Origin of the sequence: Pseudomonas lyxosi (assembly GCF_047758685.1) — a bacterium.
GTDB classification, from domain to species: Bacteria; Pseudomonadota; Gammaproteobacteria; order Pseudomonadales; family Pseudomonadaceae; genus Aquipseudomonas; species Aquipseudomonas lyxosi.
The window spans coordinates 5,833,112-5,847,485 of sequence record NZ_CP180481.1 but is presented as its reverse complement, the minus strand read 5'-3'; the positions used below and the strand labels follow the sequence as shown (position 1 = coordinate 5,847,485).

Here is a 14,374-nt window from a genome sequence, read left to right as displayed (position 1 = left end):
TCCATAAGTTCCCACACGAATTGCTTGATTCATTGAAGAAGACGATAAGAAGCAGCCCTAACAGGTTGTAGCTTAGTTGGTTGGAGCGCACCCCATGCTCTGTGGTAAAGAGCAGGGTGAGGTCGGCCTTAAAGCTCGAAATTGGGTCTGTAGCTCAGTTGGTTAGAGCGCACCCCTGATAAGGGTGAGGTCGGCAGTTCGAATCTGCCCAGACCCACCAATTTTGTGTGGGAACCTGTAGAAATACGGGGCCATAGCTCAGCTGGGAGAGCGCCTGCCTTGCACGCAGGAGGTCAACGGTTCGATCCCGTTTGGCTCCACCACTACTGCTTCTGTTTGTTGAAAGCTTAGAAATGAGCATTCCATCGTGATGATGGTGAATGTTGATTTCTAGTCTTTGGATTAGATCGTTCTTTAAAAATTTGGGTATGTGATAGAAAGATAGACTGAACAACACTTTCACTGGTGTTGGATCAGGCTAAGGTAAAATTTGTGAGTAGCTCTTAATTGAGCAAGCATGCGAATTTTCGGCGAATGTCGTCTTCACAGTATAACCAGATTGCTTGGGGTTATATGGTCAAGTGAAGAAGCGCATACGGTGGATGCCTTGGCAGTCAGAGGCGATGAAAGACGTGGTAGCCTGCGAAAAGCTTCGGGGAGTCGGCAAACAGACTTTGATCCGGAGATGTCTGAATGGGGGAACCCAGCCATCATAAGATGGTTATCTTAAGCTGAATACATAGGCTTAAGAGGCGAACCAGGGGAACTGAAACATCTAAGTACCCTGAGGAAAAGAAATCAACCGAGATTCCCTTAGTAGTGGCGAGCGAACGGGGACTAGCCCTTAAGTGGCTTTGAGATTAGCGGAACGTTCTGGAAAGTACGGCCATAGTGGGTGATAGCCCTGTACGCGAAAATCTCTTAGTCATGAAATCGAGTAGGACGGAGCACGAGAAACTTTGTCTGAATATGGGGGGACCATCCTCCAAGGCTAAATACTACTGACTGACCGATAGTGAACTAGTACCGTGAGGGAAAGGCGAAAAGAACCCCGGAGAGGGGAGTGAAATAGATCCTGAAACCGTATGCGTACAAGCAGTGGGAGCCCACTTTGTTGGGTGACTGCGTACCTTTTGTATAATGGGTCAGCGACTTATTTTCAGTGGCGAGCTTAACCGAATAGGGGAGGCGTAGCGAAAGCGAGTCTTAATAGGGCGTCTAGTCGCTGGGAATAGACCCGAAACCGGGCGATCTATCCATGGGCAGGTTGAAGGTTGGGTAACACTAACTGGAGGACCGAACCGACTACCGTTGAAAAGTTAGCGGATGACCTGTGGATCGGAGTGAAAGGCTAATCAAGCTCGGAGATAGCTGGTTCTCCTCGAAAGCTATTTAGGTAGCGCCTCATGTATCACTGTAGGGGGTAGAGCACTGTTTCGGCTAGGGGGTCATCCCGACTTACCAAACCGATGCAAACTCCGAATACCTACAAGTGCCGAGCATGGGAGACACACGGCGGGTGCTAACGTCCGTCGTGAAAAGGGAAACAACCCAGACCGTCAGCTAAGGTCCCAAAGTTATGGTTAAGTGGGAAACGATGTGGGAAGGCTTAGACAGCTAGGAGGTTGGCTTAGAAGCAGCCACCCTTTAAAGAAAGCGTAATAGCTCACTAGTCGAGTCGGCCTGCGCGGAAGATGTAACGGGGCTCAAACCATACACCGAAGCTACGGGTATCACTTAGGTGATGCGGTAGAGGAGCGTTCTGTAAGCCTGTGAAGGTGAGTTGAGAAGCTTGCTGGAGGTATCAGAAGTGCGAATGCTGACATGAGTAACGACAATGGGTGTGAAAAACACCCACGCCGAAAGACCAAGGTTTCCTGCGCAACGTTAATCGACGCAGGGTTAGTCGGTCCCTAAGGCGAGGCTGAAAAGCGTAGTCGATGGAAAACAGGTTAATATTCCTGTACTTCTGGTTATTGCGATGGAGGGACGGAGAAGGCTAGGCCAGCTTGGCGTTGGTTGTCCAAGTTTAAGGTGGTAGGCTGGAATCTTAGGTAAATCCGGGATTCTAAGGCCGAGAGCTGATGACGAGTTACCCTTTGGGTGACGAAGTGGTTGATGCCATGCTTCCAAGAAAAGCTTCTAAGCTTCAGGTAACCAGGAACCGTACCCCAAACCGACACAGGTGGTTGGGTAGAGAATACCAAGGCGCTTGAGAGAACTCGGGTGAAGGAACTAGGCAAAATGGCACCGTAACTTCGGGAGAAGGTGCGCCGGTGAGGGTGAAGCATTTACTGCGTAAGCCCATGCCGGTCGAAGATACCAGGCCGCTGCGACTGTTTATTAAAAACACAGCACTCTGCAAACACGAAAGTGGACGTATAGGGTGTGACGCCTGCCCGGTGCCGGAAGGTTAATTGATGGGGTTAGCTAACGCGAAGCTCTTGATCGAAGCCCCGGTAAACGGCGGCCGTAACTATAACGGTCCTAAGGTAGCGAAATTCCTTGTCGGGTAAGTTCCGACCTGCACGAATGGCGTAACGATGGCGGCGCTGTCTCCACCCGAGACTCAGTGAAATTGAAATCGCTGTGAAGATGCAGTGTATCCGCGGCTAGACGGAAAGACCCCGTGAACCTTTACTATAGCTTTGCACTGGACTTTGAATTTGCTTGTGTAGGATAGGTGGGAGGCTTTGAAGCGTGGACGCCAGTTCGCGTGGAGCCAACCTTGAAATACCACCCTGGCAACTTTGAGGTTCTAACTCAGGTCCGTTATCCGGATCGAGGACAGTGTATGGTGGGTAGTTTGACTGGGGCGGTCTCCTCCTAAAGAGTAACGGAGGAGTACGAAGGTGCGCTCAGACCGGTCGGAAATCGGTCGTAGAGTATAAAGGCAAAAGCGCGCTTGACTGCGAGACAGACACGTCGAGCAGGTACGAAAGTAGGTCTTAGTGATCCGGTGGTTCTGTATGGAAGGGCCATCGCTCAACGGATAAAAGGTACTCCGGGGATAACAGGCTGATACCGCCCAAGAGTTCATATCGACGGCGGTGTTTGGCACCTCGATGTCGGCTCATCACATCCTGGGGCTGAAGCCGGTCCCAAGGGTATGGCTGTTCGCCATTTAAAGTGGTACGCGAGCTGGGTTTAGAACGTCGTGAGACAGTTCGGTCCCTATCTGCCGTGGACGTTTGAGATTTGAGAGGGGCTGCTCCTAGTACGAGAGGACCGGAGTGGACGAACCTCTGGTGTTCCGGTTGTCACGCCAGTGGCATTGCCGGGTAGCTATGTTCGGAATAGATAACCGCTGAAAGCATCTAAGCGGGAAACTAGCCTCAAGATGAGATCTCACTGGGACCTTGAGTCCCCTGAAGGGCCGTCGAAGACTACGACGTTGATAGGTTGGGTGTGTAAGCGCTGTGAGGCGTTGAGCTAACCAATACTAATTGCCCGTGAGGCTTGACCATATAACACCCAAGCAATTTGCTGACCTGAAGAGGCACCAGATTGCGGTGTGTGAAGACGACAGCAGTCGAAAATTCGCAAGGCAACACACAAATCTATCACCTACCCATTCGCTGGAGCGTGAACCTGAAAAGGCCCACGACCTGGCTACCGAATTTCTTGACGACCATAGAGCATTGGAACCACCTGATCCCATCCCGAACTCAGCAGTGAAACGATGCATCGCCGATGGTAGTGTGGGGTTTCCCCATGTGAGAGTAGGTCATCGTCAAGATTAAATTCCGAAACCCCTATCTGCGTATGCAGGTAGGGGTTTTGTTTTGTCCGCAGGAAAGTGCGAACGGACCAAGGCACGTCATGGGCAGGCATAGTGGGGTTCCTCCGAACAATCCGCTGCTGTACGAGGTAGCGTGTTGACGGTAGCAGACGGTCCGGCAGTTGCCAGAAGCCCAACCTTTTCAGGTTGGGCTTTTTCATGCCTTGAGAAAGTTGAGTTTCATTGATCCTTTTCGCAATTCACCATCCACGACACACCAAACCGATCAACCAACATGCCGAAGCGAGCCGCCCAGAACGTGGTTTCCAGTGGCATTTCAACCTTGCCGCCGTCCGACAACGCAGAAAACACCCGTTCAGCCTCCGCAATGCTGTCGACGTTCAGCGATACCGAACAGCCGCTCATTTCGTCAGTAGGGCGATCAGGTGTTGTGTCCGAGCCCATGATCGCCTGATCACCCACCAGCAGGCGGGTGTGGATGATCAGGTTGTGGTAGTCCGCCGGAAAGTGCTCGCGCGCGGGGCTTTCGCCGAAGGTCATCATGACTTCGATCTGGCCTGGCAGGCTTTGGGCATAGAAGGTGAAGGCGGCTTTGCAGTCGCCGTTGAAGATCAGGTAGGGATTGATTTTCATGCTTTGCTCCCGGTAACGAAGAGGCGAAGAGAGGCCGAATTCACCTCAGGCTCCGCAGTGATTGGGCTCCCTTTAGCAAAGCGTTAGATGTCGTGACTGGCAGGAATCGTTTAGATGTTTTTTCTATTGAAGCGGCGTGGCTTATGGCTTCCGACGCCTGTGTCGATCCACGGTCCTGGGTGCTCAAGCTGCTGCGCGTGGAACCGAGGGGCGCAGCAAACGTTCGATGGCTCCGCTCACCAGACTCTCCAACAGCTCAACGCGCTCTCGCTCATCCAGCGAATGTTGCGCCAACCAGCCGGGCGCGCTGTTGAGTAAGTTTGCGATTGCATGTCCGGCGGCCAGCAGACCCTGTTCACTGAAGTGGGACCGGGCCCCGAGCATCAGCAACAATTTGCGCTCGTATTGCTCGCGCAGCTGCCGAACCCGTTCCTGTTGCTCTTCATTCAGGCAGCCGCTGTCACGCTCTGCCAGACGAAAATGCCAGGGCATCTCCTGATGCAGGTTCAAATGCGCTCGGATAAGGGCATGGAGTTTGTCACGTTTTGCCGGGGCCTTTTGCTCGATCCGCCCCAAGGTTGCCAACAGCTCTTCGTAGAACTCTTCGATCAGGTCGAGCAGCAAGTGCTGTTTGCTGGGGTAATGGTGATACAACGAGCCGGGAGCGAGCCCCAGGCAGGTCGCGAGCTCACGCATGCCGACCTGTCCGAAACCCTTGCAGGCGAACAGCTCCAGCACCTTGTCCCGGTACTCGGCAAAGCGCGAGCAACGCTCAGGCATAGGCATGGAAGCCACGCCCCGTTTTGCGCCCCAGGTAACCCGCGGCGACCATTTCCTTGAGCAGTGGAGCAGGGCGGTACTTGCTGTCGTTGAAGCCGTCGTAGAAGGCTTCGAGGATCGCCAGCACGGTGTCCAGGCCAATCAGGTCCGCCAACGCCAACGGTCCGATCGGCTGATTGCAGCCCAGGCGCATGCCGGCGTCGATATCTTCGGCGCTGGCCAGGCCTTCCTGAAACACCAGGATCGCTTCGTTGATCATCGGCACCAGAATTCGGTTGACCACGAAACCCGGACGGTTGCCTGCGGTGATCGCGGTTTTGCCGAGAGTGGTCGCCATGTCCAGCGCCAGGGCGTGGGTGGCGTCGCTGGTTTGCAAACCGCGAATCACCTCGATCAGGCCCATCACCGGCACCGGGTTGAAGAAGTGCAGGCCGATGAAGCGCTCAGGTTGGCTGACACTGGCAGCGAGCTGGGTAATGGACAGCGAAGAAGTGTTGGAAGCGATCACACAGTCGGCGCTGACCTGCGCGGCGATCTGTTGCAGCACCCGCAGTTTCAGCTCTAGGTTTTCGGTCGCAGCTTCGATCACCAGTTGTACGTTCTGCAGGTTGCTGTAGTCGGTGCTGGTGCGGATCTTGTCGAGAGCGGCGAACTTTTGCTCTTGCGTCAGCGTTTCCTTGGCGATCTGTCGATCGAGGTTTTTACTGACGGTTGCGACGGCCTTTTGCAGGGCGCTTTCGGAGATGTCGAGCAAGGTCACGTTAAAACCGGCCAAGGCGCAGACTTGCGCAATGCCATTGCCCATGGTGCCCGCGCCGATCACGCCAATGTTTTGCAGATTCATGTTCTGTCCTTCCGATCAAATCCCGCGATACCTTGGCCGCCGTAGTGGCCGAAGGCGTACTATTGGCCGCGAGTCTAGAGCCGGCAGGGCGGTTGTCCTATGCCGAAACTGTTCAACGGCACTGATGTTTTTTGCCATTCGGGTGATGGGGAGAGAAGCGTTCACATGCGGGAAAAGGACTCGGTTTCCGCCTACTTCGTGCAGGCAATGATCCATGGGCTGGGAAACAATCCGCAACGTCAGAGGGCTGCGCTTGAACAGGCCGGCATCGACCCGACGTTGATGGAGCAGCCTACTGCGCGTGTGCCGGCGAGTGCGTTTGCCGCGTTGTGGTTGATTCAGATCCGCGAGCTCAACGATGAGTTCTTCGGGCTCGACTCCCATGGCATGCCGCCGGGTAGTTTCGCCCTGATCTGCCGGGCTTTGATTCAGGAACCTGACCTGCACAAAGCCATGCGCCAGTGCCTGGCCAATTTCGCGCTATTCCTCCACGACTTTCGCGGCACGCTTACGGTGCGCGGCAAACGTGCGGTGATCAGCTTGCAAAACCACTCGCCAAACAGCGACGTCAGGCGTTTGGGCGAGGAGACGTTTCTGGTGTTGATGATCAGTTTGCTGTGCTGGCTGGGTGGGCGGCGCATCCCTATCGATCGCGCAGACTTTCGCCATGAGCGTGTGTCGCTCAGCGATGACCGTTTGCTCTGGGGACCGAACCTGACCTTTGGCGCAGAGCGCACCGAAATCGAGTTCGCCAGCCACTACCTGCGTCTGCCGGTGGTTCAGGATCTGGCATCACTGAAAGTGTTTTTGCGCACCGCGCCGCAATGGCTGGTGATCCGTTTTCGTAATCAGCACGGCCTGGCGTCGCAGGTCCATCAGCGCCTGCGTAACAGCCATTACAGCCAATGGCCGACCTTGCAGGCCTTCGCCCTGGAACAGCACCTGAGCCCCAGCACCTTTCGCCGTAAACTCGAACGGGAAGGGTGTTCGTATCAGGAGATCAAGGACGAGGTGCGGCGTGGCGTTGCCTTCGAGCAGCTGCGCCAGAGCCGAGCGAGCATCAGTGACATTGCCGAGCAGCTTGGCTTTCAGGAGCCGAGTGCGTTCCATCGGGCGTTCAAAAAGTGGACGGGAGAAAGCCCGGGCCGGTATCGGGCGAGGTATCAGGGGGAGCTCACGGAGTGAACCCTGTTCTTGATCGTTTTACCTCATTACTCGACCAGGCGAGACGCGCCTTGCTGCTGGTCTGGGCAACGTCTCGCGGACTGTTTCTGGGACTGGTGCTGGCGACACTGATTGCCGGTGTACTCCCCGCACTGGCGGCCTGGTTGGGCCAACGTATCGTCGATGCGGTCGTCACCGCCATGCAGTTGCACGCGCAGCAAGGCAGTGCGCCGTTGTGGCCGGTCGTGCGTTATGTGCTGTTTGAAGCGGGCGTGCTCGCGTTGCTGTCCGGGGCTCAGCGGGCGTTGTCGGTCCAGCAATCGCTGTTGCGGGTGCAGTTGGGGCAAAAGGTCAATACGATGATTCTGGAGAAGGCCCAGACGTTATCGCTGGTGCAGTTCGAGAATTCCGAGTTCTACGACAAACTGGTTCGGGTGCGCCGCGAGGCTTCGACCCGGCCGTTGGCGCTGGTGATGAAGTCGTTGGGGCTGATCCAGAACCTGATCGTGTTGATCAGCTTCGGTGTATTGCTGGTGCATTTTTCGCCCTGGGCGCTGGTGCTGCTGGTGGTCGGTGCGTTGCCGGTGTTCTTCGCCGAAGCACATTTTTCCGGTGATGCTTTTCGGCTTTTCACTCGCCGCGCGCCGGAGAGCCGACAACAGAATTACATCGAAACGCTGCTCTCCCACGAGGGCTACATCAAAGAGGTCAAACTGTTCGGCTTCGCGCCGCTGCTGTTGAAGCGTTATCGCGAGACGTTTGCCCGGCTCTATGCCGAAGACCGGCGGCTGACGCTACGTCGAGATAGCTGGGGTTTTGTTCTCGGTCTACTGGGCACCGGCGCGTTTTATCTAGCGTACGCCTGGGTGGTGGTCGATACCGTTCATGGCAGCATCAGCCTCGGGCAGATGACCATGTACCTGGTATTGTTCAAGCAGGGGCAAACGGCGGTGAGCAGCAGCCTGAGTGCCATCAGCGGTCTCTACGAAGATGGCCTATACCTCTCCAGTCTTTATGAATACCTGGCCGAGCCTGTTGTGGCGGATACCGGCAACCTCACCGTGGGCGCGGTCCCCGGCGATGGCCTGCGCTTCGAGAACGTCGGTTTCCGTTATCCGGGTGCCAGTCGCGCCGCGCTGGAAAGCATCGATCTTCACCTTGTGCCTGGCCACAGTGTGGCCCTGGTGGGGGAGAACGGTTCGGGCAAGACCACGCTGATCAAGTTACTGACTCGGCTGTACCGTCCTGATCAGGGCCGTATCCTGCTGGACGGCAGCGATCTTCAAGCGTGGGAAGAAGATGCGCTGCGGCGGCGCATCGGGGTGATTTTTCAGGACTACATTCGCTACCAATTCTCCGTCGGCGAGAACATCGGTGTGGGTGACACCCTGGCGTTCAACGATGAACAGCGTTGGCAGGAGGCCGCCGCCGAGGGCATGGCCGCACCCTTTATCGAGGGGCTGGATCGAGGGTATGCCACGCAATTGGGACGGTGGTTTGCCGGCGGCCAGGAACTGTCCGGTGGGCAATGGCAGAAGATCGCGTTGTCGCGCGCCTACATGCGGCGCAATGCCGATATCCTGATTCTGGATGAGCCGACCTCGGCACTCGACCCGGCGGCGGAAGCGGCGGTGTTCGAGCATTTCAGTGAGCACACCGAAGGCCGCATGACGTTGCTGATCTCTCACCGGTTTTCCAGCGTGCGCAATGCGGACCACATCATCGTGCTGGATCAGGGAGCGATCCTTGAGCGGGGCGATCACGACAGTCTGGTGGCCGCGGGCGGGCGCTATGCGCAGTTGTTTGATTTGCAGGCCCGCGGTTACCGATAGATCTCAAGACTCCCGAGAAACCCGCGTCACCGCCGGCCCGGCCATTTGTGTTGGTTTTGGTTTCATCAAGCCGTCGAGTGCCTGGCGATACTGGGTACCGCCCCGGCTCATGCTGTTGTTGTGCGTACCACCGGGCACCAATAACAGGTGCTTGGGTTCGTTGGCGGCATTGAACAACTGCTGGCTGAATCGCGATGGCATGAACGGGTCGGCCAGGCCATGGACCACCAGCAACGGCATGTTGATGTCGACGATCTTGTCGATGGAATCGAATTTCTGCGACAGCAGCCAGCGCACCGGCAACCATTTCACTGGCAGGTTGCTGTCGGCCACTTGTGCCACTGCATCGCCCAGCGAGGTGAAAGTGGATTCGATCACCAGACCGCGCACCTGCACCACGCCATGGTCCTTTTTCGCCTGTGCGGCCAGGTCTGCCGCCAGGTCGATAGCCACCGCGCCACCGAGTGAGTGACCGTAGATCAGGCGCTTGCTGGCGTCCGGTTGCATCTTGGTGAAGCGCTCCCAAGCGGCTCGAGCGTCTTCATAAACACTGGCTTCCGACGGCAGATCACCCTTGCTCTGGCCAAACCCGCGGTAGTCGATTGCCAGCACCGAGTAGCCCATGGCGCGCAATTGCTCGATGCGGAACGCCTGGCCCGTCAAGTTCCAGCGCACGCCATGCAGGTAGAGGATCGACGGCGCATCGCGACGCGCGGCCGGCCACCACCAGGCATGCAGGCTTTGCCCGGCCTTGAAGCTGGCGGGTTTGATGTCGAATTCCTGAACGTCCTGCGGCAGGCCGCGATACCAACCAGCGTTGCCCGGCTCGATACGAAACAGCAGCTCGCGCTCTGTGTACTTGAGTACGCCGCAGCTCACCGGCAAGCCGACGATTAGCACGGCCATGCACAGCAGCGGCAGCCAGCGTCGGCCCAAGCGGCTCATCAAATTCGAAAACATGCAGGGTCCGGAGGATGAAAAGGAAAGCTCGGGTTTTAACAGAAGCGTGGGGAAAGGTGGGGATAAATTCGACAGTCGTATGAATGGTCCAGATCAGTCGGTGATGCTCAGGGCCTCATCGTCGAAGCCGTGCGCAAAGCCGTTTGTCTTTGCCTAAGCCCCCCACCCAACAAAAAGATTGAATAATCACATTAAATGTTATTTAAATAACAAAACAACAGCGCCAGCGTCAGCCTGGCAAGCCGGATCAAGGTGGGATAGCAATGAGCAAGATCGCAGTCATCGGCAGCAACATGGTGGATTTGATTACCTACATCGATCGCATGCCGGCCCAGGGTGAGACGCTCGAAGCGCCGGGGTTTGCCCTCGGGTGTGGCGGCAAGGGCGCCAATCAGGCGGTTGCCGCCGCCAAGCTTGGGGCGGATGTGTTGATGCTGACCAAGGTCGGCGATGACCTGTTTGCCGACAACACCCTGGCCAACTTCCAGCACTTTGGCATCGACACCCGTTACGTGCAGCGTGTCCCCGGCGTGTCCAGCGGTGTGGCGCCGATCTTCGTTCAGGCTGACTCGCACAACAGCATCCTCATCGTCAAAGGCGCCAACGCACATCTCCTCCCGGCAGATATCGACGCGGCCGCGCAGGCATTGCACGAGTGCTCGCTGATCGTTCTGCAGCTCGAAATCAACGTCGACACCGTTTACTACGCCATCGAGTTCGGCCACGCGCACAACATTCCGGTGCTGCTCAATCCGGCGCCGGCCTTGTCAGGCCTGAGCCGTGAACACCTGGCGCAACTGGATTTCCTGGTGCCCAACGAGTCCGAGTTGGCGTTGATTACGGGCCAAACCGTGGACTCGCCGGCGTCGGCCCACAAAGCCGCCCAGACATTGGTTGCCAGCGGCATCCGCCACGTGATTGTGACCCTCGGCCAGCAAGGCGCGCTGTACGTCGGCGAGGAGGGCGAGTTTCAGATTCCCGGCCTGTCTGTCGCCGCACGCGACACCACCGGGGCAGGAGACGCTTTCATCGGTTGCTTCATCCATCACTGGAGTCGTGACCGCGATATCCGCGCCGCCATGACCCAGGCCGTGGCGTATTCCGCCTGCTCGGTAACGGGCCTGGGTACTCAAACCTCCTACCCGGACGCCATTGCATTCGCTGAATTCCAGCGCCAATTCGACGCCTGACGTCGAGCTGATTCACCCCTTAACGCTCACCACGGAGAACAACAATGACAAAGCCTCCGCTCCAACAGACGCCCGATGGTTTCTACCTGAACCGCACGCCCTGGTTCGCCTTCATTTTGCTGTGCAGCATCTTTGCGCTGTGGGCGGCGGCCGCGAGCATGAACGACGTGCTCATCGCGCATTTCAAGAAGGCCTTTCTGCTCAGCGATTTTCAGACTGCGTTCGTGCAGTCGGCGTTTTACCTGGGCTACTTCTTCGTGGCGATTCCGGCCGCGCTGGTGGTCCGCCGTTTCAGTTACAAGACCACCATCCTGATCGGCCTGATGCTGTACATGTTCGGTTGCCTGCTGTTTTTCCCGGCGGCATCGACCGCTAAGTACGGCATGTTCCTGCTGGCGCTGTTTGTGATTGCGGCGGGGCTGTCGTTCCTCGAGACCGCCTGCAACACCTACTCGACGTTGATGGGCCCGCGTGAAACCGGCACCCGTCGCCTGAATATTTCCCAGACTTTCCACCCGTTCGGTGCGATGGCCGGGGTCTATGTCGGCAGCTTTGTGATGTTCAAGGACACCGACGCCACCCGCGAGCAGCTCACGCAAATGAGCGCCTCGGACGCGGCGATCCAGCAATTGCAAATGATCCAATCCACGTTGCTGCCGTACAAATGGATGATCGCAGTGCTGGTGTTGATGTTCATCCTGATCGCGATCACCCGGTTTCCGAAGTGCAAGGGCAATCAACCGAGCAGCACGAAAACCGCCAGCCTCGGCCAGAGCCTGTCGCGGCTGTGGCGCAACAAACGCTTCACCTTTGGTGTGTTGGCGCAGTTTCTGTACGTGGGGGCCCAGGTCGGGGTGTGGAGTTTCACCATTCGTTTGGCGATGCAGTTGGGCGGCATGAACGAGCGCAGTGCGTCGTGGTTTTTGCTGACCACGTTTGCGGCGTACTTCGTTGGCAAGCTGATCGCCAACGTGCTGATGCGCAAACTGCATCCGGCCAAGGTGTTGGCGGTGTACGGCGTGCTGTGCATCGCGTTGCTGGCCTACACCATTCTGGTGCCGAACATCACCGCGGTATACGCAGCCGTTGGCGTGAGCGTATTCCTCGGTCCATGCTGGCCGACCATCTACGGCCTGACGATTGACGGCTTGGGTGAAGACACCGGTGTCGGCGGTTCGCTGTTGGTGATGAGCATTGTCGGTGGCGGGGTGATTCCGATCTTCCAGGGCCTGCTGTCTGACTACAGCGGCGGCAACATGCAACTGGCCTATAGCGTGCCGCTGCTGTGCTTCATCGTGATCGTGATGTACGCGGTGCGTTGCCTGCGTCATTCCGACAGCGAACGGGCACCGGTGGGTGCGGTGGTCGCGTCATGAATACGCGGATCAATCTTCATCTGTCGCAGTTTGGCGAGACGCGCAAAACCTTGCTGGAATCTGAGGCGTTCACGGTCAGCGCCTGGGTCTATCCCAGTGGTGTGCTGGCCGTGGAATTGGCCAACCATCGCGGCAGTCTCGTGGTGCTGCCGTATCAAGGGCAGATGATCTGGTCCGCGGTGTTCGACGGTTGCGACCTGACCATGCGCAACCTGTTTAGCCAGCCCAAACCCAGCCCGACGGTGATCGGCACCTACGGCTGCTTCATGTTTCACAGCGGCCTGCTGCGCAACGGTTGCCCGAGCCCCGAGGACGATCATCCGTTACACGGCGAGATGCCCTGCGCGGCCATGGATCGCGCCTGGCTGGAGGTCGGTGAGGACAGCGTCGGTCACTACCTGCGATTGGGTGGCGAGTACGAATACGTGCAGGGTTTTGGTGACCGATATCGGGCCAGCCCGAGCGTGACTTTACGTGCCGATTCGGGGCTGTTCGAAATCGCCATGCAGGTGACCAATCTCGCGGGCAAACCGATGGACCTGATGTACATGGCGCACATGAATTACGCCTATGTCGAAGGCGCTCGTTTCATCGAGCCCTTGGGTTTTGAACGTGTGCGCCTGCGCAGCAGTATACCGGCGCACGTGAAACCGACGCCGGCCTGGACTGAGTACATGCAGGTGCTGGCGAAAGACCCGGAGCAGCTCACATGCCTGGATCAGCCGCAGCTCTACGATCCCGAGATCGTGTTTTTCTTCGACGGCGTGCGAGCGGATGACAGCGGTCATGCGCATTTTCTGCTGAGCCATCCGGACGGTGCGGCGTTCTACACCCGCTATCGTCCCGACCAATTCGAGCATGCAGCACGCTGGATTCTGCACAACGCCGATCAACACGTGGCTGCGTTCGTGCTGCCGTCCACCTGCGAACCGGAAGGCTATCGCGCCGAGTCCGCCAAGGGCCACGTGCGTTCACTGGCAGCGGGGGCGACGGCTGATTTCAGCGTCACCACCGGTTACCTCAGTGCAGCGGAACGACAGGCCCTGATCAGATGATCAACTGCGCGCCGCTGGCGGTAATGGCGTCGCGGTAGGCCTTGGGGATTTTCTTGTCGCTGACCACGAACTGAAAGTCTTCAAGGTTGGCGAAGTGCGCAGTGCGCACCGTGTCGAACTTGCTGTGGTCGGCCAGCAGCAACCGCTGTTGCGCCTGACGCAGGACCTTCTGCTTGACCTCCACTTCATTGAAGTTGAAGCAAGTCACGCCGAAGTCCTGACTGATGCCGGCAGCGGAAACGAAGGCCCAGGTCAGGCGCACGCTGTCGAGGATGCCGGTTTCGCTTTGGTTCTCGAACACCTGGTTCTTGCGGTGGAACGTGCCGCCGCACACCACGATGTGGCAGTTGGGCTTTTGCGAGAGTTTGAGCAGCACGTTCAGGGAGTTGCACACCGCGGTGAACTCGAGTTCGTCGGGTATGAAATCGACCACGAAAGGCGTGGTGGTGCCGCAGTCGAAGAACACCGTGTCGCCCGGTTGAATAAACCCGGCGGCGAGTTTGCCGATGCGACGCTTTTCTTCAACGTGCCGGGTGTCCTGTTCGGCCACGCGGTAATCGCCGGGCTCGCTGCCGTCGTGAATTTTCGTGATGTAGCCACCAAGCAGCCGCAGGTGGTCGGTGTACTTGCTCAGGTCGCGGCGCAGGGTCATCTCGGACACGTCCAGCAACGCCGCCATCTCGCGCAGATGAATGGCGCTCTGGTCTTGCAGGGCTTGTTGAATAAGCTTGAGACGCTCGGCTTTTTTACTGTCCACAGGCATTCCGGGGTTGATTGTTGGTGTTATTTAAGTAGCAT

10 protein-coding genes, 2 tRNA genes and 2 rRNA genes are annotated in these 14,374 nt (G+C 57.4%); 9 read left to right on the top strand and 5 right to left on the bottom strand.

The window, feature by feature from the left end; translation table 11 throughout:
• The first annotated feature begins 143 nt into the window (after nucleotides 1-143).
• The 4 genes from ACMXYI_RS26795 to rrf all read left to right on the top strand — a co-directional run bounded on the left by ACMXYI_RS26795 (nucleotide 144) and on the right by rrf (nucleotide 3,739).
• Nucleotides 144-220, top strand: a tRNA-Ile gene (locus tag ACMXYI_RS26795).
• Between the two features lie 27 nt (nucleotides 221-247).
• A tRNA-Ala gene (locus tag ACMXYI_RS26790) sits at nucleotides 248-323 on the top strand.
• Nucleotides 324-575: 252 nt separating this feature from the next.
• Nucleotides 576-3,467: ribosomal RNA gene (locus tag ACMXYI_RS26785) — 23S ribosomal RNA — on the top strand.
• 156 nt (nucleotides 3,468-3,623) lie between these two features.
• A 5S ribosomal RNA gene (gene rrf / locus ACMXYI_RS26780) occupies nucleotides 3,624-3,739 on the top strand.
• A 222-nt stretch (nucleotides 3,740-3,961) separates the two neighbouring features.
• On the opposite strand, the gene ACMXYI_RS26775 is transcribed toward rrf, so the two are convergent.
• The 3 genes from ACMXYI_RS26775 to ACMXYI_RS26765 all read right to left on the bottom strand — a co-directional run bounded on the left by ACMXYI_RS26775 (nucleotide 3,962) and on the right by ACMXYI_RS26765 (nucleotide 5,999).
• Nucleotides 3,962-4,375 carry a VOC family protein gene (locus ACMXYI_RS26775; protein ID WP_123367371.1) on the bottom strand — a complete coding sequence of 138 codons (414 nt, stop codon included), beginning with the start codon at nucleotides 4,373-4,375 and terminating at the stop codon, nucleotides 3,962-3,964.
• 183 nt (nucleotides 4,376-4,558) lie between these two features.
• Entirely contained in the window at nucleotides 4,559-5,161 is a 603-nt protein-coding gene (locus ACMXYI_RS26770; RefSeq protein ID WP_415769925.1) for a TetR/AcrR family transcriptional regulator, read from the bottom strand.
• On the bottom strand, nucleotides 5,148-5,999 hold the full coding sequence (locus tag ACMXYI_RS26765; RefSeq protein ID WP_415769924.1) for a 3-hydroxybutyryl-CoA dehydrogenase: 852 nt from the start codon (nucleotides 5,997-5,999) through the stop codon (nucleotides 5,148-5,150). Before ACMXYI_RS26765 ends, ACMXYI_RS26770 begins: the two co-directional genes overlap by 14 nt.
• A 165-nt stretch (nucleotides 6,000-6,164) precedes the next feature.
• Between ACMXYI_RS26765 and ACMXYI_RS26760 the strand changes: the two genes are divergently transcribed.
• Both ACMXYI_RS26760 and ACMXYI_RS26755 read left to right on the top strand, forming a co-directional pair.
• On the top strand, nucleotides 6,165-7,184 hold the full coding sequence (locus ACMXYI_RS26760; protein WP_415769922.1) for an AraC family transcriptional regulator: 1,020 nt from the start codon (nucleotides 6,165-6,167) through the stop codon (nucleotides 7,182-7,184).
• The gene (locus ACMXYI_RS26755) at nucleotides 7,181-8,995 is read left to right on the top strand and encodes an ABC transporter ATP-binding protein (protein ID WP_415769920.1); all 1,815 of its coding nucleotides are present in this window, start codon (nucleotides 7,181-7,183) and stop codon (nucleotides 8,993-8,995) included. The genes ACMXYI_RS26760 and ACMXYI_RS26755 overlap by 4 nt, the downstream gene beginning before the upstream one ends.
• Nucleotides 8,996-8,998: 3 nt before the next feature.
• Here ACMXYI_RS26755 and ACMXYI_RS26750 read toward each other — a convergent pair whose 3' ends face one another.
• Complete coding sequence (locus ACMXYI_RS26750; RefSeq protein ID WP_415769918.1) at nucleotides 8,999-9,955, bottom strand: alpha/beta hydrolase; 957 nt, start codon at nucleotides 9,953-9,955, stop codon at nucleotides 8,999-9,001.
• A gap of 263 nt (nucleotides 9,956-10,218) precedes the next feature.
• On the opposite strand from ACMXYI_RS26750, the gene rbsK reads away from it, so the two are divergent.
• The 3 genes from rbsK to ACMXYI_RS26735 are packed head-to-tail and all read left to right on the top strand — an operon-like array spanning nucleotide 10,219 to nucleotide 13,576.
• Nucleotides 10,219-11,145 (top strand): ribokinase, encoded by a 927-nt coding sequence (rbsK, locus tag ACMXYI_RS26745; RefSeq protein ID WP_415769916.1) that lies wholly within the window; start codon nucleotides 10,219-10,221, stop codon nucleotides 11,143-11,145.
• A gap of 44 nt (nucleotides 11,146-11,189) precedes the next feature.
• Nucleotides 11,190-12,521 carry an L-fucose:H+ symporter permease gene (gene fucP / locus ACMXYI_RS26740; RefSeq protein ID WP_415769914.1) on the top strand — a complete coding sequence of 444 codons (1,332 nt, stop codon included), beginning with the start codon at nucleotides 11,190-11,192 and terminating at the stop codon, nucleotides 12,519-12,521.
• Nucleotides 12,518-13,576 carry an aldose 1-epimerase family protein gene (locus ACMXYI_RS26735; RefSeq protein ID WP_415769912.1) on the top strand — a complete coding sequence of 353 codons (1,059 nt, stop codon included), beginning with the start codon at nucleotides 12,518-12,520 and terminating at the stop codon, nucleotides 13,574-13,576. Before fucP ends, ACMXYI_RS26735 begins: the two co-directional genes overlap by 4 nt.
• Here ACMXYI_RS26735 and deoR read toward each other — a convergent pair.
• The gene (gene deoR, locus ACMXYI_RS26730; protein ID WP_178122705.1) at nucleotides 13,569-14,339 is read right to left on the bottom strand and encodes a DNA-binding transcriptional repressor DeoR; all 771 of its coding nucleotides are present in this window, start codon (nucleotides 14,337-14,339) and stop codon (nucleotides 13,569-13,571) included. The two genes, ACMXYI_RS26735 and deoR, sit on opposite strands and share 8 nt — an antisense overlap.
• Nucleotides 14,340-14,374: the final 35 nt, after the last annotated feature.

What these genes read in the sequence shown, in the direction of transcription:
- ACMXYI_RS26775 (WP_123367371.1), bottom strand. Translation starts at nt 4,375, where the DNA reads ATGAAAATCAATCCCTACCTGATCTTCAACGGCGACTGCAAAGCCGCC.
- ACMXYI_RS26760 (WP_415769922.1), top strand. Translation starts at nt 6,165, where the DNA reads ATGCGGGAAAAGGACTCGGTTTCCGCCTACTTCGTGCAGGCAATGATC.
- ACMXYI_RS26770 (WP_415769925.1), bottom strand. Translation starts at nt 5,161, where the DNA reads ATGCCTATGCCTGAGCGTTGCTCGCGCTTTGCCGAGTACCGGGACAAG.
- rbsK (WP_415769916.1), top strand. Translation starts at nt 10,219, where the DNA reads ATGAGCAAGATCGCAGTCATCGGCAGCAACATGGTGGATTTGATTACC.
- fucP (WP_415769914.1), top strand. Translation starts at nt 11,190, where the DNA reads ATGACAAAGCCTCCGCTCCAACAGACGCCCGATGGTTTCTACCTGAAC.
- ACMXYI_RS26765 (WP_415769924.1), bottom strand. Translation starts at nt 5,999, where the DNA reads ATGAATCTGCAAAACATTGGCGTGATCGGCGCGGGCACCATGGGCAAT.
- ACMXYI_RS26735 (WP_415769912.1), top strand. Translation starts at nt 12,518, where the DNA reads ATGAATACGCGGATCAATCTTCATCTGTCGCAGTTTGGCGAGACGCGC.
- deoR (WP_178122705.1), bottom strand. Translation starts at nt 14,339, where the DNA reads ATGCCTGTGGACAGTAAAAAAGCCGAGCGTCTCAAGCTTATTCAACAA.
- ACMXYI_RS26750 (WP_415769918.1), bottom strand. Translation starts at nt 9,955, where the DNA reads ATGTTTTCGAATTTGATGAGCCGCTTGGGCCGACGCTGGCTGCCGCTG.